19 protein-coding genes are annotated in these 16,867 nt (G+C 29.2%); 6 read left to right on the top strand and 13 right to left on the bottom strand.

Going from position 1 to position 16,867, the window contains the following annotated elements; genetic code table 11:
- Positions 1–4: 4 nt before the first annotated feature.
- From AC2TEO_RS06615 to AC2TEO_RS06570, 10 genes are all read right to left on the bottom strand, one after another.
- On the bottom strand, positions 5–1,033 hold the full coding sequence (locus AC2TEO_RS06615; protein WP_095070021.1) for a rod shape-determining protein: 1,029 nt from the start codon (positions 1,031–1,033) through the stop codon (positions 5–7).
- A gap of 80 nt (positions 1,034–1,113) precedes the next feature.
- A complete protein-coding gene (purH, locus tag AC2TEO_RS06610; RefSeq protein ID WP_442267346.1) occupies positions 1,114–2,637 on the bottom strand; it encodes a bifunctional phosphoribosylaminoimidazolecarboxamide formyltransferase/IMP cyclohydrolase in 1,524 nt (507 codons plus the stop codon).
- A gap of 342 nt (positions 2,638–2,979) precedes the next feature.
- On the bottom strand, positions 2,980–3,444 hold the full coding sequence (locus tag AC2TEO_RS06605; protein ID WP_442267345.1) for an XrtF-associated fRMsr-like GAF protein: 465 nt from the start codon (positions 3,442–3,444) through the stop codon (positions 2,980–2,982).
- 2 nt (positions 3,445–3,446) lie between these two features.
- Positions 3,447–4,280, bottom strand: a complete 834-nt coding sequence (locus tag AC2TEO_RS06600; protein WP_442267344.1) for a pseudouridine synthase — start codon at positions 4,278–4,280, stop codon at positions 3,447–3,449.
- Between the two features lie 149 nt (positions 4,281–4,429).
- Positions 4,430–5,350: a geranylgeranylglycerol-phosphate geranylgeranyltransferase gene (locus AC2TEO_RS06595; RefSeq protein WP_442267343.1), complete on the bottom strand. Its 921-nt coding sequence runs from the start codon at positions 5,348–5,350 to the stop codon at positions 4,430–4,432.
- A 6-nt stretch (positions 5,351–5,356) separates the two neighbouring features.
- Positions 5,357–6,283: a mevalonate kinase family protein gene (locus AC2TEO_RS06590; RefSeq protein WP_442267342.1), complete on the bottom strand. Its 927-nt coding sequence runs from the start codon at positions 6,281–6,283 to the stop codon at positions 5,357–5,359.
- 38 nt (positions 6,284–6,321) lie between these two features.
- Positions 6,322–6,807 carry a toxin-antitoxin system YwqK family antitoxin gene (locus tag AC2TEO_RS06585; RefSeq protein WP_442267341.1) on the bottom strand — a complete coding sequence of 162 codons (486 nt, stop codon included), beginning with the start codon at positions 6,805–6,807 and terminating at the stop codon, positions 6,322–6,324.
- A gap of 6 nt (positions 6,808–6,813) precedes the next feature.
- Entirely contained in the window at positions 6,814–7,893 is a 1,080-nt protein-coding gene (gene mvaD, locus AC2TEO_RS06580; protein WP_442267750.1) for a diphosphomevalonate decarboxylase, read from the bottom strand.
- Positions 7,894–7,932: 39 nt separating this feature from the next.
- Positions 7,933–8,640 carry a LytR/AlgR family response regulator transcription factor gene (locus AC2TEO_RS06575; RefSeq protein ID WP_442267340.1) on the bottom strand — a complete coding sequence of 236 codons (708 nt, stop codon included), beginning with the start codon at positions 8,638–8,640 and terminating at the stop codon, positions 7,933–7,935.
- Entirely contained in the window at positions 8,633–9,694 is a 1,062-nt protein-coding gene (locus AC2TEO_RS06570; protein ID WP_442267339.1) for a sensor histidine kinase, read from the bottom strand. The genes AC2TEO_RS06575 and AC2TEO_RS06570 overlap by 8 nt, the downstream gene beginning before the upstream one ends.
- A gap of 198 nt (positions 9,695–9,892) precedes the next feature.
- On the opposite strand from AC2TEO_RS06570, the gene AC2TEO_RS06565 reads away from it, so the two are divergent.
- The 4 genes from AC2TEO_RS06565 to AC2TEO_RS06550 all read left to right on the top strand — a co-directional run bounded on the left by AC2TEO_RS06565 (position 9,893) and on the right by AC2TEO_RS06550 (position 12,842).
- The gene (locus tag AC2TEO_RS06565) at positions 9,893–10,273 is read left to right on the top strand and encodes a MotA/TolQ/ExbB proton channel family protein (RefSeq protein ID WP_442267338.1); all 381 of its coding nucleotides are present in this window, start codon (positions 9,893–9,895) and stop codon (positions 10,271–10,273) included.
- A gap of 33 nt (positions 10,274–10,306) precedes the next feature.
- Positions 10,307–11,638, top strand: a complete 1,332-nt coding sequence (locus tag AC2TEO_RS06560; protein WP_442267337.1) for a serine hydrolase domain-containing protein — start codon at positions 10,307–10,309, stop codon at positions 11,636–11,638.
- A gap of 35 nt (positions 11,639–11,673) precedes the next feature.
- The gene (locus AC2TEO_RS06555) at positions 11,674–12,546 is read left to right on the top strand and encodes a DUF6624 domain-containing protein (RefSeq protein WP_442267336.1); all 873 of its coding nucleotides are present in this window, start codon (positions 11,674–11,676) and stop codon (positions 12,544–12,546) included.
- A gap of 62 nt (positions 12,547–12,608) precedes the next feature.
- Entirely contained in the window at positions 12,609–12,842 is a 234-nt protein-coding gene (locus AC2TEO_RS06550) for a hypothetical protein (RefSeq protein ID WP_299673669.1), read from the top strand.
- Here the strand turns inward: AC2TEO_RS06550 and AC2TEO_RS06545 are convergent.
- Positions 12,839–13,609 (bottom strand): sterol desaturase family protein, encoded by a 771-nt coding sequence (locus AC2TEO_RS06545; protein ID WP_442267335.1) that lies wholly within the window; start codon positions 13,607–13,609, stop codon positions 12,839–12,841. The genes AC2TEO_RS06550 and AC2TEO_RS06545 overlap by 4 nt on opposite strands.
- 142 nt (positions 13,610–13,751) lie before the next feature.
- Here AC2TEO_RS06545 and AC2TEO_RS06540 point away from each other — a divergent pair, with 142 nt between their 5' ends.
- On the top strand, positions 13,752–14,336 hold the full coding sequence (locus AC2TEO_RS06540) for a hypothetical protein (RefSeq protein WP_442267334.1): 585 nt from the start codon (positions 13,752–13,754) through the stop codon (positions 14,334–14,336).
- 20 nt (positions 14,337–14,356) lie between these two features.
- Positions 14,357–14,647 carry a hypothetical protein gene (locus AC2TEO_RS06535; RefSeq protein WP_442267333.1) on the top strand — a complete coding sequence of 97 codons (291 nt, stop codon included), beginning with the start codon at positions 14,357–14,359 and terminating at the stop codon, positions 14,645–14,647.
- A 55-nt stretch (positions 14,648–14,702) separates the two neighbouring features.
- Here the strand turns inward: AC2TEO_RS06535 and AC2TEO_RS06530 are convergent, their stop codons facing one another.
- Together AC2TEO_RS06530 and AC2TEO_RS06525 are read right to left on the bottom strand one after the other, a co-directional pair.
- Positions 14,703–15,911: a BaiN/RdsA family NAD(P)/FAD-dependent oxidoreductase gene (locus tag AC2TEO_RS06530; protein ID WP_442267332.1), complete on the bottom strand. Its 1,209-nt coding sequence runs from the start codon at positions 15,909–15,911 to the stop codon at positions 14,703–14,705.
- On the bottom strand, positions 15,908–16,837 hold the full coding sequence (locus AC2TEO_RS06525) for a GYDIA family GHMP kinase (RefSeq protein ID WP_442267331.1): 930 nt from the start codon (positions 16,835–16,837) through the stop codon (positions 15,908–15,910). The genes AC2TEO_RS06530 and AC2TEO_RS06525 overlap by 4 nt, the downstream gene beginning before the upstream one ends.
- Positions 16,838–16,867 lie beyond the last annotated feature (30 nt).

Raw genomic sequence — 16,867 nt, 5'->3', positions numbered from 1 at the left:
CTTTTTAGCTAACTAATACGCTCTTGTATTTATTTAAATTCTTTAAAGCAATACCTGTTCCTCTTACTACAGCTCTTAAAGGATCTTCAGCTACATAAACAGGTAAATCAGTTTTTCTTGACAATCTTTTATCTAATCCTCTTAACATAGATCCACCACCAGCTAAGTAAATACCAGTATTGTAAATATCAGCAGCTAATTCAGGTGGAGTTTTCGAAAGAGTTTCCATTACAGCGTCTTCTATTCTTAAAATAGATTTATCTAATGCTTTTGCTATTTCTCTGTATGAAACTTGTACTTGTTTCGGCTTTCCACTTAATAAATCACGACCTTGAACCATCATATCTTCTGGTGTTTCGTCTAAATCTTCAGTGGCTGCACCTATTTGAATTTTCATTTTTTCAGCAGTAGTTTCTCCTACATATAAGTTATGCTGAGTTCTCATGTAGTACATGATATCACTAGTAAATAAATCACCAGCAACTTTTACAGATTGATCACATACAATACCAGCTAAAGCTATGACAGCGATTTCTGTAGTACCACCTCCTATATCAATGATCATGTTACCTTTTGGTTCCATAATATCTACCCCAACACCAATTGCAGCAGCCATTGGTTCATAGATTAGATAAATTTCTTTGGCATTCATATGACGAGCAGAATCAATTACAGCTCTCTTTTCTACCTCAGTGATTCCAGAAGGAATACAAATAACCATTCTTAGAGAAGGTGGGAATATTTTTTTTCTAATTGCAGGAATTTGTTTTACAAATTCCTTAATCATTTCTTCAGAAGCTTGAAAGTCGGCAATCACACCGTCCTTTAATGGACGAATTGTCTTAATATTTTCATGGGTTTTACCTTGCATTTGTTGGGCTTCTTTACCCGTAGCAATAATTTTTCCATTAACTCTATTTCTCGCAACAATCGAAGGACTATCGATAACTACCTTGCCATCATGTATGATAAGTGTATTCGCAGTGCCTAAATCGATTGCGATATCCTCCGTCATAAAGTCAAAAAATCCCATAAAAAATATTTAAAAGTGTAACCCGTTTATGTATTCTCACAAATCTAATAAAAAAAACGTTAGAAAATACACCTTAAACATTAATGTTTAAAGTGTCTTGTTCCTGTAAACACCATCGACAATCCATTGTCGTTACAGTAGTTTATACTTAATTCGTCTTTTATAGAACCTCCAGGTTGTATAACTGATTTAATTCCAGCGTTATCTGCGATTTCTACACAGTCAGGGAACGGGAAAAAAGCATCACTTGCCATCACAGCATTTTCTAAATCAAAACCAAAACTTTTTGCTTTTTCAATTGCTTGTCTTAATGCGTCAACACGACTTGTTTGTCCAGTTCCACTAGCACATAATTGCTTGTTTTTAGCTAAAACTATAGTGTTTGATTTCGTATGCTTACATATTTTAGAAGCAAATAATAAATCTTCTATTTGTTCTGATGAAGGTTTAGAAGAAGTAGGGTATGATAAATCTTCTATGCTATCTGTTTTTGCATCTTTATCTTGAACTAATAATCCATTTAAAGAAGTTCTTACAATTTGATTTGGTAAAGCCACTTCTTTTTGAGCTAAAATAATTCTGTTTTTCTTTCCTCTTAATATTTCTAAGGCATCATCGTTGAAACTTGGAGCAATAACAACCTCACAGAATAATTTATGAATTTCTTCAGCAGTTTCTTTGTCTATTGTAACATTAGAAATTAAAATTCCTCCAAAAGCAGAAACAGGGTCTCCAGCTAAAGCATCTACATAAGCTTGGTATACAGTTTCTCTTTGAGCAAAACCACAAGCATTGTTGTGTTTTAAAATAGCGAATGTAGGAGCTTCTCCTTTAAATTCGTTGATTAAGTTTACAGCGGCATCTACATCAAGAAGGTTGTTATAACTTAATTCTTTACCATGTAATTTATCAAACATAGCATCTAAATCTCCAAAGAAATATCCTTTTTGGTGTGGGTTTTCACCATATCGTAAAGTTTTAGCTGTGGTTTCACTAGCTTTAAATACAACTTCATCTTCATTAAAATAATTAAAGATAGCTGTATCGTAATGTGAAGAAATATTGAATGCTTTAGCAGCAAACTTTTTTCTGTCAGCAATTGAAGTTTCTCCGTTGTTTTCTGAAATTAAGTTTAAAAACTCATCATATTGTTCCATTGAAGAAACAATTACGGTGTCTTTAAAATTTTTTGCTGCAGCTCTGATAAGAGAAATTCCTCCGATATCTATTTTTTCGATAATATCTTGCTCACTAGCGCCAGAAGCTACAGTTTTTTCAAAAGGATACAAATCAACGATTACTAAATCGATTTGTGGAATATTGAATTCTGAAAGTTGAGCTACGTCACTTTCATTTTCTTGTCTATTTAAAATTCCTCCAAAAATTTTAGGGTGTAATGTTTTTACTCTCCCTCCTAAAATTGAAGGATAATCTGTAACACTTTCTACAGGAACAACATCGATACCTAATTCAGTAATAAATTTTTCGGTACCACCAGTAGAGTATATCGTTACTCCTAACTCATTAAGTTTTTTTGCTATAGGTGCTAATCCATCTTTATGAAAAACAGATATAAGTGCAGATTTAATTGTTTTATTGCTCATGTTTGTTGTGTTGTTAATGAGCGCGCAAATTTACTAAAACTTGAATTTTACTGCAATTGTTTGAAGAGGGATTTTAAAAGAAAAACCGGAAAAACTTGTTAATAACTTAAAAGTTTTTCCGGTTTAAAGTTTTTTATTGACTTTTTATTCTGCGTTTTCAAGGAAATCTCTTACCCAAAGAGCTATTCTTTCCAGTAAAGTCAATTTTCCGGCATCGGTAGATTTACCCAAGCCTTCATAATTAGGGATATTTCTACTCATCATTAGGGGATTTAAAGATTAGTAATAAAATTGTTGATAACTTTTTACAAATCTATACAAAAAAACTTTATAACCAAGGGATTAGCTGTTTTTTTGTAAAAAAAACGAAACTTTTTCGCAAATAAATTCTAAAAGTTCTTCGTCTTTTTTAGAAAATGGATTAATTGTATGAGAATCAATATCTATTTGACCAATATTTTCTCCATCAACAAAAATTGGAATTACGATTTCAGATTTTACTTTCCATCCACAAGAAATATAATTGTCTTGTTCTGAGACATCTTGAACAACAAAGTTTTCATTACTAATTGCAACTTGTCCGCAAATACCTTTTCCAAAAGGAATAATTGTATGCTCTGTTGGTTCACCTGCAAATTGAGCTAGTTTTAATTCTTCTTTATCTCCATTTTTAAAATAAAAACCAACCCAATCATAATATGATACTTCTTTTTTTAAGTAATCGCATATGTTTTGTAGTTTTTCTTCTAAAGTAACTTCATTATTAAAAATAGCTTCAGATTTAGCTTTTAAATTTTCAATATTCATTTTTATAACATCTTTAGGTTGTTAACTTCTTGTTGTGTTAAAGTTCTGTATCTACCGCGTGGTAAATTTTTCTTTGTTAATCCAGCAAAGATAACTCGATCTAATTTTACAACATGATAACCAAAGTGGTCAAATATTTTTCTTACAATTCTATTTCTACCTGAGTGAATTTCTATTCCCACTTCTGTTTTCTTTTCACCTTCAACATAAGAAACAGCGTCAATAAAAACTTTACGACCTTCAATTACTACATCACCTCTTAATTTTTCTAGATCAGATAGTGTTAACTTTTTATCTAACGAAGCATGATATAGTTTTCGTACATTATGTTTAGGGTGAGTTAATTTTTTAGCCAATTCACCATCGTTAGTAAATAATAATAATCCTGTTGTATTTCTATCTAATCTACCTACTGGATATATACGTTCTTTAGTCGCATTACCTATTAATTCCATTACAGTTTTTCTTCCACGATCATCTTCCATTGTGGTAATGTAATTTTTAGGTTTATTTAATAAAATATATTTTTTTTCTTCCATAGAAATTAAAGTTCCATCAAAACGCACAGCATCATCAGGTTGAACTTTATATCCCATTTCAGTAACTAATTTTCCATTTACGGTAACACTTCCATGTTCGATAAATGTATCAGCTTCTCTTCTTGAACAAATTCCAGAGTTAGAAATAAATTTATTTAAACGAATTCCTGTGTTTTCCTCTTTTTTAGGAGTATTATTAGTTTTCTTTACAGGTTTTCTGAAATTTGATTGTTTTCTTGAGCGAGGATTGCTGTTCTTTCCAGCTTGTCGTCCTCTCGACGAGTTATTTTTATTCATCTTATAATGATTTTTAAAACGGGCGCAAATATAGTTTAAATATTTGATTTTCAGTGTAAGTTATTGTGAAATTAATTTGGGTTTTAATCTTTGATATTTAATAGATTAAGGAATGCTTTTGTTTGATTTTTTTAGTAGTAGGAGAAGTTTTAATTGAGTTGATTGATAACTTTATCTAATAATAAAGATTTATCAATTAGTAATAAACTAAACACACCAATTAAAAGTAGTATTTTTAATACATTATGAATTAATTGATATTGCTTTTTTGTGTTAGATTTCCAAATGAAAAAACCAATTATTAATAAAGAGATTCCTGCTAAATAAAAATAGTATTTCATGTAGTGAATGGCCGGATAATCAAATAAAATAATAACAGGAATTAGAGTTAAACCTAATAATAAGAAAATAAATTTTTTAGTTTTTTTTTCACCATATACAATTGGAAAGGTGTTGTAGTTGCTAACTATTGCTCCTTTAATGTTTTCTAAATCTTTGATGAGTTCCCTTACGGCTATGACTAAAAATAGAAAAAATGCATGAACAAAAATCACCTTAGAAAAATTTTTGTAGTGAACAAAAATTACAAAAAAAGGTAAGATAGTTAAAATAGTAACGCTTAATAATCCGATTAAAGGATATTTTTTTAGTTTATGAGAATATAACCAAATTCCAAAAATATAACTAGCGAAAAAAAATGCTGCTCTCCATGAAACTAACCAACCAAATGTGAAGCTAGCGAAATTTAATAAAAAGTATAAAGAAAGTTTTGTTTCTTGTTTAATCTTTTCATCTAGTGTACTTTTTATAGGTTTGTTAATTCTATCTGCTTTTACATCATAAAAATTATTAATGATATAACCTCCAGCAATAACACAAACAGTTGCAAGTACTAAGTATAATAAATGCCAATCTAATAAAACGTGTTTTAACGATCTGTTTTCTGAGAAAATGAAAATAGCCGCAAGATATTGAGCGGCTATTAATACTAATATGTTATATCCTCTTACAACAGATAAAAGGCTTAATAGTTTTACCAATAAATTTCTGTCGTAAAACTTCAGGTTCATAGGTGTTTAAAATCGGTATACTAGCTCAAGTTTATAATCTTTTAAACTAGTTTTTGCTTTTTCATAGTCTTCAGTAAAACCTAAAATATAGCCTCCACCACCAGATCCACATAATTTTAGGTAATAATCGTTGGTTTGTATTCCGTTTTCCCAAACTTTATGAAAAGCATTAGGAATCATAGGTTTAAAGTTGGTTAAAACAACTTTTGAAAGTTGTTTCACGTTTGAAAATAAAGATTTTACATTTCCTTTTAAGAAATCCTCAATACAAGCGTCTGTGTAGGTAGCAAATTCATCGCTTAACATTTTTCTGAAACCTTCATTTTTCATTTTATTCATGAAAAGGCTTACCATTGGTTCTGTTTCACCAACTTGTTCTGAATCTAATAAGAAAACAGCTCCTTTTCCTTCTTTTTGTGAAGGGATTCCAGTAGCTTCAATACTTTCTTTAGAGTTGATAAGGATAGGCAAGCTTAAATAAGAATTTAAAGGATCTAATCCTGAGCTTTTACCATGAAAGAAAGATTCCATTAAAGAGAAAACTTCTTTAAGCTTTAATAATTTATCTCTAGTTAAATTTTCAAGAACCGTTATTTTATCATTAGCATATTTGTCGTAAATAGACGCAACTAAAGCTCCAGAACTTCCAATTCCATAACCCATTGGTATAGAAGAATCGAAATACATTCCAGAATCGATATCATTTTTTAATTCAGCTAAATTAAATGAAACTATTTCAGTTTCTAATTTGACTAAATATTCGTAAAAATCTTGTAAACACTCGTTTGATTTTAGTGCTTGACCAGATAAATTTTTAGAAACTTTTAAAGCTCCCTTGTAAGAGTTAAAAGGAATTGCTAATCCTTTTGAATCTTTGATGATACCGTATTCTCCAAAAAGTAGAATTTTAGCGTAAAATAAAGGTCCTTTCATTTTTCAGAATTCTTTCTAAACACAAAGATACTCAATATTTAATAAACATTTTTGTAAAAGGTTTTCCAAACCCCAACTTTTTCTCCGTCTTTGTATTTTCCTCTAGTTTTTATTTTTCCGTTTTTGTAAAAAGTTTTCCAAACTCCATTTTCTTTTCCATTTTTAAATCGTCCTAAAGATTGGAGTTCACCAGTTTTAAAATAAGTTCTCTTAGGGCCGTTTACAATACCATTTTTATAACTTACTTTTTTAGAAAGTGTACCATCAATATCATAGTAATTAACGATTCCTTCGAATAATTCATTGTTGATTTTAGAATTACTACTGTAGCCTTCTAAATATCGATTTCCATTTTTGTAAAACTTTACAATCCAATATCCGTTTTTAACCTTCTTAGGCATTGGAACATAAAAATAAGCTTCAGTTTGTTTTACTTCTTTCCAGTTATTATCGTACCATGTAGTTTTTTGAGCAAAAATATTAACCGAGAAAAAAACAAAAAAAAGGATAAATAAAGTTTTCATAAAGAATTAAATTAAGACTGCTCCATTTCCTGAAAAATCATGAATATATTGACCTTTTTGACAATATTGAGAAAGTTTTTGGTCTATAAAACTATGGATTTTTTCTTTCTCGTTATTAGGGTACAATAAGTGAACATTTGCACCAGCATCTAAGGTGAAACAAACATTACTATTGGTTTTGGTTCTATATTCCCAGATTTCATTAATAATCTTTAAAGTATTAGGTTTCATTAAAATGAAATAAGGATCGCTAGTAAGCATCATTGCATGTAAAGTTAAGGCTTCACTTTCTACTAGTTTAATGAACTCTTTGATATTACCAGTTTGTAAAATTTTAGAAATTTTACTCAAATTGTCGTTTGCTTGTTTGAAACGATTTTCTGCATAAGGATGATCGAACATTAAGTTGTGACCAACAGTGCTCGAAACTTGTTTTTCTCCTTTGTCAACTAACAAAATAGTATCTTGATAGTTGTTGAAAATAGAGTGTATATAATGAGGGAATTTTACACCATATAAATCAGAGCTTGTTTCAAAATCATCATGTTTTCCCCAAATTACTAAAGGTCCTTCAATACTTCTACTTGCGCTACCCGAACCTAAACGAGCTAAGAAAGAAGCTTTTTGGTTGAAAAAATCTTCTGAAATTGTATTGTCTAATGATTTTTCTAAACTCATTAAGCATGCAGCTATAGCACTCATTCCACTTGCAGAAGAAGCAATTCCGCTACTATGAGGAAACGAGTTCTCTGAATGAATTTCCATTTTATATTCTAAAATATATGGACAGTAGGTAACTATTCTTTCAAAGAAGGTAGCTATTTTAGGTTTAAATTCATCTTTCTTTTTTCCTTCGAAAAATAATTCAAAATCAGCTTCTTTTACTTTTTTAATTTTGGTAAAAGTAATTTTAGTTTTTGTATAACAATTACTTAAAGTGAAACTTATTGAAGCATTTTTTGGTAGTTGAGGATTGGTTTTTCCCCAGTATTTAACTAAAGCGATATTACTTGGGGTTTTCCAAGTTACAGTAGTTTCTTTGATTGAAAAATCTAATTCTTTAGGAATAAAAGAAGTTGTATTAATACTCAAATCTTTAATTTTTGTGTAAAGATAGCTTTTCACTTAAATATCTGTCAACTTTTGTAGTGTACTTTCTTTATAATTTCGACTTATAGGAATTGCTTTGTTATTTATTTCTATAAATTCATTTGTGTAAGCATCTATAAAATGAACAGCTACGATAAAAGATCTATGAACTCTAATGAACAGTTTTTCTGGTAATTTATTTTCTATATTGCTTATAGTTTCTCTTGTAACTATTGTTTTTTCTTGAAGATGAATTTTAAGATAATCACTTAGACTTTCAATATAAATGATGTCTCTATAGTTAACCTTTACCATTTTCCTTTCAGATCTAACAAATAGAAAATTTTCATTATTATTTTTATTTTCTGTCTTTTGAATGATTTGTCTTTTCTGAGGTATTTTTTTTATGGCTTGTAAAAAACGATCGAATGCAATTGGTTTTAGTAAATAATCGATTACGTTAAGGTTAAAACCATCAATAGCATAATCGCGATATGCTGTAGTGAAAATTATATGTGCATCTGAATTTACAATTTTAGCTAAGCTTAAACCGTTAATCTCAGGCATATTAATGTCTAAAAAATACACATCTGCTTCGTTTTCTTGAGCAAACTGAATGGTTTCTAATGCATTTGAAAAACTAGCAGCTAAAGATAAATTGGGTGTTTTTTGTATAAAAGATTCTATGATTTCTCTAGCAACAGGTTCGTCATCAACAACAACACAGGTAAATATATTATTCATTTCTAGCTGGTATTTTTAGTTGTACTTCGTAAATATTGTCTGACGATTTAGTTTCAAGAGTAAAATTATTTTGAAATAACATCGTGAGTCTTTTTTTAATATTGGTTAATCCAATTCCTTTTTTTGATTTCATAAAATTCTTATGAGAATTTGAAATTGAAAAGTCGATTGAATTTTCTGAAGTTTTAATATTAATATCAATAGTTAAAGTTCCATTAATCTGCATTCCATGTTTAAAAGCATTTTCTACAAATGGAAGGAAAATCATAGGAGAAATTAAAAGAGAATCTTTGTGTATTTCTTTTGAAAATTTAATATCTAAACTATCTTGAAATCTCATTTTTTCTAAAGAGATATAATCTTCAATATGTTGTATTTCGTTTACAAGAAGTACTTCAGGTTTTTCAACTTGGTATAAGATATAATCTAAAAGACTCGAAAGTTTTAAGATCATATCCGGAGCTTCGTCTGCTTTTTTAAGAGCAAAACCATATAGTGTGTTTAGTGTATTAAACAAGAAATGAGGATGAATTTGCATTTTCAAATACTTTAATTCTTGTTCTTTTAATTGTAGTTGTGTTTGTAAAAATTTGTTTTTTAAATCTTCGTCTCTTAAGGTTGATTTATAATTTTGAATAACAAGACCAATAAAAATTATTATTAATATGATAAAATATACACCAAAAATGATGTACGGAATTGTTTTGGTTAATGGAGGAGTCTTTCCAGAGCTTAAATGACTAGAAGAAATCATTCCGTAAAAAATTGAAAAAGCAATAAAGAAGAAGGAAATAATAAATGTATAAATTGAGTATAAAATAAAAAAGAAGTGTTTTTTTACTAACAAGTATTTTGGTATCAGAAAATATAAAAAGAAATATCCTATGCTAATAGTTATTGGCATTAGATAATAGGTGAATTTATTGATATACTCAATGTTTGTACTTCCGTAACCTAGATAATAAGTGTAAAAAAAATAAACTCCTACCCAAAAAAGTAAATGTATAATTCCTTTAATAAATATCCCTAAAAACACTTTTAAGTTTTCCATCATTGCAATATCAACTTTTTTAAGTGAAAAAATAATATCTAGCGATGAAATTCAAAAAAAGTAAGGGTTTTAACAGATTTGTTAAAAGTCATTAATATTCTGTAGTCTTTATTACTAGATTTGTTATTCGTCGAAAAGAGTAAAAACTAGTTTGTCTTCCAAATACATTTGTGAGTGTATTAACTTTAAAACAAAATACTTATGAACTTTTTAATCTTAGGAGAATTATTTAAAAGAATGAACGAAGGAGGACCTTTTTTTATGTACCCTATTTTTTTGATGCTGCTAATTTGTATAGGTTTAATCGTTTTTTCTTTTTTAAAACAAGACTTGGAGAATAAATTAAAAGAGCTGATAAGCCATGTTAGTTTATTTGCCTTAGTATGGGGGTTTTTGGGAATGATGATTGGTTTAATTACTGCCTTTGATGCAATTTCTTCAATTGAATATGATGTTGCTACTCAAGTTTTAGCTGGGGGCTTAAAAATAGGATTGCTATCTCCAACTTTCGGTATTTTTACTTTTCTAGTTGCACGTTTTGGTATTATAGTACTACATTTAAGAAAGAGCAAAAACGCTTAGTCTAATCCATTTAATTTATAAAAATTCAATAAAATGAAAAAAAGTATCTTTTTTTTAGCGGGATTTCTATGCGTATTTTTTACCTGGAGTCAGAGTGAAAATTTAGCAGAAATCGATAAATTATTTACCGATTTGGCTTTAGAAAATAAAGCCATGGGAACGATATCTATTTTTAAAAATGGAAATGAAGTGTTCAATAAATCTACAGGTTTTATTTCTGTTGAAGATAAATTAGAAGCGAATGCTTTTTCCAATTACAGAATCGCTTCAATTACTAAAACTTACACAGCAACCATCATATTGCAATTAATAAGCGAGAAGAAATTAACTCTTAATACAAAGTTGAGTGCTTTCTTTCCTAAAGTGCCAAATTCAGAGAATATCAAGATTCAAGATATGTTGTATCATAGAAGCGGATTGTTTAATGTTACTGAAATTGAAGGTTTTTCAACTTGGATAGCAGATTTCAGAACTCGTGAAGAAATGTTAAAAAAGATTCAAGGAACTACATCTGTTTTTAGTCCAGATTCAAAAGCTTCATATTCAAATACGAATTTCATTTTGCTGTCTTATGTTGCTGAGGAGATTGAAAAGAAACCGTACGCTGAGATTTTTCAGGAAAGAATAGCTGATGCTTTAGATTTAGATCATACTTATTTAGGAAAAGATATTGCAGTAAAAGATAATGGAGCTAAATCGTATTATTTTGAGAATGAAAAATGGAATCCAGTTGAATTAATTACAAATATTAATGGACCAATTGGAGCTGGAGGAATAGTTTCAACGGCTACGGAAGTGAATATTTTCTTTGATCGTTTATTTTCTGGAAAATTATTGTTTGATAATTTTTTAAAACAAATGATAACAGCAAAAGAAGGTTTAGGAATGGGACTTTCTATTTTTCAATACCGAGGAATGAATTTGTACGGACATAATGGTTCTATTGATGGGTTTCGATCGATAGCAGGATATATTCCGAGTAAAAAACTTGGTTTTACCATAACTTGTAACGGAGTTAATAACGTAAGTTTATCAAATCTTATTTTTAAAGTTTTAGATCTTTACTTTAAAAATGATCCATCTATGCAGAGTAATTCTTTAGTGAAATTAAAAGCTAAAGATTTAGATCCTTTTTTAGGAGTTTATGGAGGTTCAACTTTTCCTTTCAAAATTACATTCACTAAAGAGAAAAATATTTTGATGGCTCAAGCTACGGGGCAGCCAGTATTCAACTTAATAGCGTTAAAGAAAAATGTATTTAAATACGATGCTATGGGAATTCTCTTCAATTTTAATAAGAAAGATAATACAGTACTAGTGAAGTTTCAGGGGAAAGAGCATTTATTGAAAAAAGAAAAAGTATGAGAAGTTTGTGTATAGTTGTGTTTACTCTCTTTTTCGTGAGTTTGTTTTCTCAACAAGAAGGAGATAAATATAGAAGAGAAGGAGAGTTGGAAAAATCAATTCAAGCTTATAAAATTGCATTTGATAAAGATTCAACTAATTCAAAAAACACCTACAATTTGGCCTGTGCTTATGCCTTGTCTCATCAAATAGATAATGCGTATCGTTATTTACTCAAAGCTTTAAAAGATGATAGTTCATTATGGGTTTTGGCTGATAATGATTTGTTATCATTGCATGATGATATTCGATGGAAAACTATTGAAGCAAATCAATTGGATAAATATCAAAAAGAAAACGGAAAATTAAAAAAGCCAGAGTACGCAAGAAAACTTCTTAGGCTAATTGTTAGAGATCAGATGTTTGATTATCATATGGATATGGCGAAACAGTTTTTTGTGAAAAATGGGAAAGCGCCACATTGGTATTATCCGTTAACATTTATCAAGAAGCAAACAGCTAAAGAAAATTTTATCAAATTAGAAAAGTTGATAAAAAAATATGGCTGGCCTACATATGAAGATGTTGGGAAACTAGCTGCAGATGGTCCTTTGTTGGTTATCAATCATCATGAAAAAGAAGCAATTAGAATAAAGTATTTACCAAGAATAAAAGAAGCTTGTGAAAAACAACAAGGAAGTTGTGTAGAGTTTGCAAAAATTCAAGATAGAATATTGGTAAATACAGGTAAAAATCAGTTGTATGGAATGCAGTTTGCTTACGATTTAAATCATAAGTTAGAGCCTTTGCCAATTTTTGAACCTGAATATGTAGATCAAAGAAGAGCAGAAATAGGTTTGCCGCCACTTAAAGATTATCTCAAAAGAAAAATTAACTATGATTTTAATGTAAAACAGAAAAGAAAATAGTTGAATAATTGTATTGGTATATTAAATACCCTTTTCAAATTAGAATTGGGTATTTTTGCATTATGAGTAGAAAAATAAAATTGATTTGGGATTTTAAAGGTCCTGATGCTTTAGAAACAGCAAAACATCATTGTATACATTTAAAAGAATTTGCTCAAATAGAAAGCTTAGATGTTTATGAAATTGATCATAAAGAAATCAATGAAATGTATACGTTAGCTTTTGTAACTGTAGACGAATCTATAATGAAAATATTTCGAGATGCATTAAAACCACATCGAGGAGAATTGGCTTAATTTACTTCTTTTTGAGTTGTTTCTTCAAAAGTAATATTGTAATCTTCTCTAATTGTTCCCATTATTCTATCCCAGAATAGGAAGTATAAACCATAATTACCATTAAATCGTTTGTGATGTAAGTTATGAGCGGTGGAGGTATTAATCCATTTTCCAATAAATGTTTTATGAAAATTTTTAGGGTATAACTCAAAACCTAAATGACCGTAAACATTATATATAATTTGGAATAAGAAAAATAAACCGAACGCAGAAATATGAACAGGTAATGTGAATGCAATTAATGGAGCAATTAAAGATTCAATAAATCCCTCTAAAGGATGAAAAGCATAAGCTGTCCAAGGAGAAGGATTTGTAGATTTATGATGTATTAGGTGCACTTTTCTGTATAACTTGGGGTGATGCATTAATCGATGTGCCCAATAAAAATATGTATCATGAAGAAAAAGCATCCAAGCCCAACTAAAAATATAGTATCCAATACTATATTCATTAAAGTTAAAATAAATATTGGTGTAGGAAATTAAATAATAAAAGATAATTAAAGAAATCGTCGAAAATATTAGTATAGAGATTAAAGAATAACGAATATCTCTTTTGTAATCTTTTAGTTTAGGTAGTTTTTTCTGAATTTTCCTAAACCATAAACTGTTTTTAAAAATCTTATAAAATAGAAAGAAAGCTATACTGGCTGTAATTAAATAACGAATCAAAATCTTAAAAGCACCATTAGCCCAAAACTCTAAAAAACTATTGCTATTTGTCATACTTTAAATGTAGTATAATTTAAAATGCATTCAAAACGTTTACGTTGTACTAAACTTAAATGAGTTTATATTAATATTGTATATTTAAATAGAGTAGAAATTGATTATGGGGCAAAAAATAACTTTAATAGTATTTCTTTTTTTGAGTTTAATAATAAAAGCTCAGCATCAATATATTACTACTAAAGGTCATGAATCATTAGAAAAAGCAATATATGTAAGCCATGAGATGATAGAAGGAAGAACAGCTTATTTTGAAAGACAAGCAGAAGAAAAACCATTAATGTTTCAAAAAACTAGAGTTTTAATTGGTGAATTAAATAGGTTGTCTAATAATGTGAAAAGTTATATTGATACTATTCAAAGAGAAGTAAATACAGAGCGAGTTGTTTACGATTTGTTAGAGAAAAATTTCTATAAAAAATTATTGTTTACACACCAAGGAAAGCTAACTAAAAGGGCAAAACTATTAAAAGTTAAAATTGATAGTTTGTATAATTTTTCACTAAAAGTTAATGTGCATAGATTATCTCAACTTGAGAATTTTTCAAAAGAACATTTTAAAACCGATAATGAATATTATGATTTCGAAGAGAATAAGCTGACTTTTTTCGAGCATTTATTTTACGATAAAACGAATTATGGTATTATGATGTCAATGTATTATCTTACCTTAGATGTACAAACATTTCAGTTATTGTATTACGGAACAGTAATGAGTTATTAACTAAAAAAAAAGAATAAGTTATGTATTTAATTAATTTACATGCAGTACCTAAAAAGGGAACAGAATATTTTGAAAAAGTAGTAGGAGCTTATGTGAGCGTTTACATAGATTATATAGATGGAGAAGGAGCTATTCAGTTAGCAAAGTACTATACAGAACAAGAAGGTTGGCTAGTTCAAAATGTGGAAGATGATTTTTTTGAGATTGAGGACCCTGAAGAATTAGAAAAAGACTATAGAGATTATTACGATGAAGCTAAAGAGTATGGTTATACTATGGTTTTTAATTGTTATGAATCTGTTGAAGAATAGTTTTTCTTTAAACCGGAATCTTAAAGTTTAAATTGGTAGTTAGTAAAGTGTTTTACTAGCTACTAATTGCATTGGCACAGATAAAACCTCCTGTCCAAGCATTTTGGAAATTAAAACCACCAGTAACCGCATCGATATTTAGAATTTCACCAACAAAAAATAAATTTTGATGTAATTTACTTTCAAAACGTTTGAAGTTAATTTCTTTTAAATCAATTCCTCCAGCTGTTACAAACTCATCTTTAAATGTAGATTTTCCTTCCGCAAAAAATACAGCATTTGTTAACTGGTCTGCCAACTGAGAAGTTTGTGTTTTTGTAATATTAGCCCAATTTTGTTGTAATTCAATATGAGAAGCATTTAAAAATCGTTCCCATAAGCGTCTAGGAATTTCACTAAAAGGAGATTTTAATCCAATTTGTTTTTTTGCGTTTACTTTCTTTAAACGATTTAATTCTTCTGTAATTTGATTGGTTGATTTAGATAACCAATTTACAGCAACTTTATAACTGTATTTTTTTTCTGCTAAAATTCGCGCTCCAAATGCAGATAGTTTTAAAACCGCAGGTCCACTTAATCCCCAGTGCGTAATTAAAAGTGGTCCGAAGTTTTCAAGTTTACTGTCTAGAATTTTTACACTAGCATTGGGAACAGAAATTCCACCTAAATCTTTAATTCTTTCATCTTTAATATTGAAAGTGAATAGAGAAGGAACAGTGTTAATGACAGAATGCCCCAGTTCTTTAGAAAGCTCCCAAATCTTCTTGCTACTACCAGCAGCTATAACTAATTTATCAGCAGTAAAAGAATCATTTTTTGTGTTAATAACCCAATTACTTTCTTGTTGATAAAATGAAGTTACATTTTGACTTGTTAACACTTTGATATTTAGTTTTTCAACAGCTTTTTGAAAACAGTCGATAACAGCCTGAGAAGTATTAGCTTCAGGAAAAACACGATTATCATTTTCAATTTTTAATGGAACACCTCTGTTTTCAAACCATTCAAAAGTATCACCAGTCATAAATTGATGGAAAGGACCTAAAAGTTCTTTACTTCCTCTTGGGTAAAATTTTATAAGTTCTTTTGGCTCAAAACAAGCATGAGTAACATTACAACGTCCTCCACCAGATATTTTTACTTTTTGTAATACATCTTTACCTTTTTCAAGGATGGTAATATCTAAGTCAGGATTTAATTCTTTTGCATTAATTGCTGTGAAAAAACCAGCAGCTCCACCGCCTATAATTACGATTTTATTCATAAAACCATTTCGTTGTAAGGAATGATAATTTCAAAACCTTTGTTCTTAAAATATTCAGGAGTTTCATTATTTCCTGTAGCTAAAACAAAATCTCCACCCCAAGCACCTAAACTTTTTACAGTGCCAAAATAATCTGAAAATAGTCTATCTTTTACTTTGGGTAATTCGATAATAGAAGAAACTAAATTTTCGTGAGTTTTTAGTAAATCTTCAAAATCAGATAAGTTTTTCGATGTAATTAAATCTTTAGAGATTTGAGAAATAAGTTGAATTTCGTTTTCTAACTTATGTCTTTTTTCCTTGTATCTTTTTATACCCTCTCTACTGTTTTGTTTTTGGTTTAAAAAAACAAAATACAAATCGTTTGAAAAAGTAGGAGAGAAGTTTACTTCTGTAATAGTTGGCTTTTTATCCTCTAATTGATAAAAAATAGGCGAATCGTGTTTTGCACAAGCAATATCATAACCACTGCCAGAAAAAGCATTCCAAAGTAAAGTGAAAGGGTTTACTTTTGCCCAAGAAGCTATGTTATTGATTAATGTTGATGAGCTTCCTAATCCCCAATTCTGTGGAAAAGTTAAACGAGTTTTTACAACATAACCTTGATTAGAATTTAGAAAATCTGGATTTAACTTTCTGGCTTCTTGTAAAATATTTTGTAAAGTTTCAGCTATTTGATCAGAACTTCCTTCTTGATCTGAGTTGAAAGTAGCAGAGGTTAAACGAAGTTTAGGTAAATCAAACGAAGCTTCAAACCAACATTCACCAGTATTAGTAAAACTTCCCCAAATTAATTCAGGTTGATCGATTGGTGTTACCGTTAAATCTTGTCCATATTTTGTTGGGACAGCTAAAGAAGTTGCTCCGTCTAAAACAAGATATTCTCCTGTTAATAATAATTTTCCGTTACTATAATATTTATCCAAAATCAATATTAGGTCGTATGCAGCCTAAAC

The sequence above is a fragment of the Tenacibaculum aquaeponti genome, from assembly GCF_057221555.1.
Note: the sequence above shows the minus strand (reverse complement) of the source record. Positions and strands in the feature narration are given on the sequence as shown.

Coding starts and splice junctions, on each gene's coding strand:
- AC2TEO_RS06615 (WP_095070021.1), bottom strand. CDS start 1,033: ATGGGATTTTTTGACTTTATGACGGAGGATATCGCAATCGATTTAGGC.
- purH (WP_442267346.1), bottom strand. CDS start 2,637: ATGAGCAATAAAACAATTAAATCTGCACTTATATCTGTTTTTCATAAA.
- AC2TEO_RS06605 (WP_442267345.1), bottom strand. CDS start 3,444: ATGAATATTGAAAATTTAAAAGCTAAATCTGAAGCTATTTTTAATAAT.
- AC2TEO_RS06600 (WP_442267344.1), bottom strand. CDS start 4,280: ATGAATAAAAATAACTCGTCGAGAGGACGACAAGCTGGAAAGAACAGC.
- AC2TEO_RS06595 (WP_442267343.1), bottom strand. CDS start 5,350: ATGAACCTGAAGTTTTACGACAGAAATTTATTGGTAAAACTATTAAGC.
- AC2TEO_RS06590 (WP_442267342.1), bottom strand. CDS start 6,283: ATGAAAGGACCTTTATTTTACGCTAAAATTCTACTTTTTGGAGAATAC.
- AC2TEO_RS06585 (WP_442267341.1), bottom strand. CDS start 6,807: ATGAAAACTTTATTTATCCTTTTTTTTGTTTTTTTCTCGGTTAATATT.
- AC2TEO_RS06575 (WP_442267340.1), bottom strand. CDS start 8,640: ATGAATAATATATTTACCTGTGTTGTTGTTGATGACGAACCTGTTGCT.
- AC2TEO_RS06570 (WP_442267339.1), bottom strand. CDS start 9,694: ATGATGGAAAACTTAAAAGTGTTTTTAGGGATATTTATTAAAGGAATT.
- AC2TEO_RS06565 (WP_442267338.1), top strand. CDS start 9,893: ATGAACTTTTTAATCTTAGGAGAATTATTTAAAAGAATGAACGAAGGA.
- AC2TEO_RS06560 (WP_442267337.1), top strand. CDS start 10,307: ATGAAAAAAAGTATCTTTTTTTTAGCGGGATTTCTATGCGTATTTTTT.
- AC2TEO_RS06550 (WP_299673669.1), top strand. CDS start 12,609: ATGAGTAGAAAAATAAAATTGATTTGGGATTTTAAAGGTCCTGATGCT.
- AC2TEO_RS06545 (WP_442267335.1), bottom strand. CDS start 13,609: ATGACAAATAGCAATAGTTTTTTAGAGTTTTGGGCTAATGGTGCTTTT.
- AC2TEO_RS06535 (WP_442267333.1), top strand. CDS start 14,357: ATGTATTTAATTAATTTACATGCAGTACCTAAAAAGGGAACAGAATAT.
- AC2TEO_RS06530 (WP_442267332.1), bottom strand. CDS start 15,911: ATGAATAAAATCGTAATTATAGGCGGTGGAGCTGCTGGTTTTTTCACA.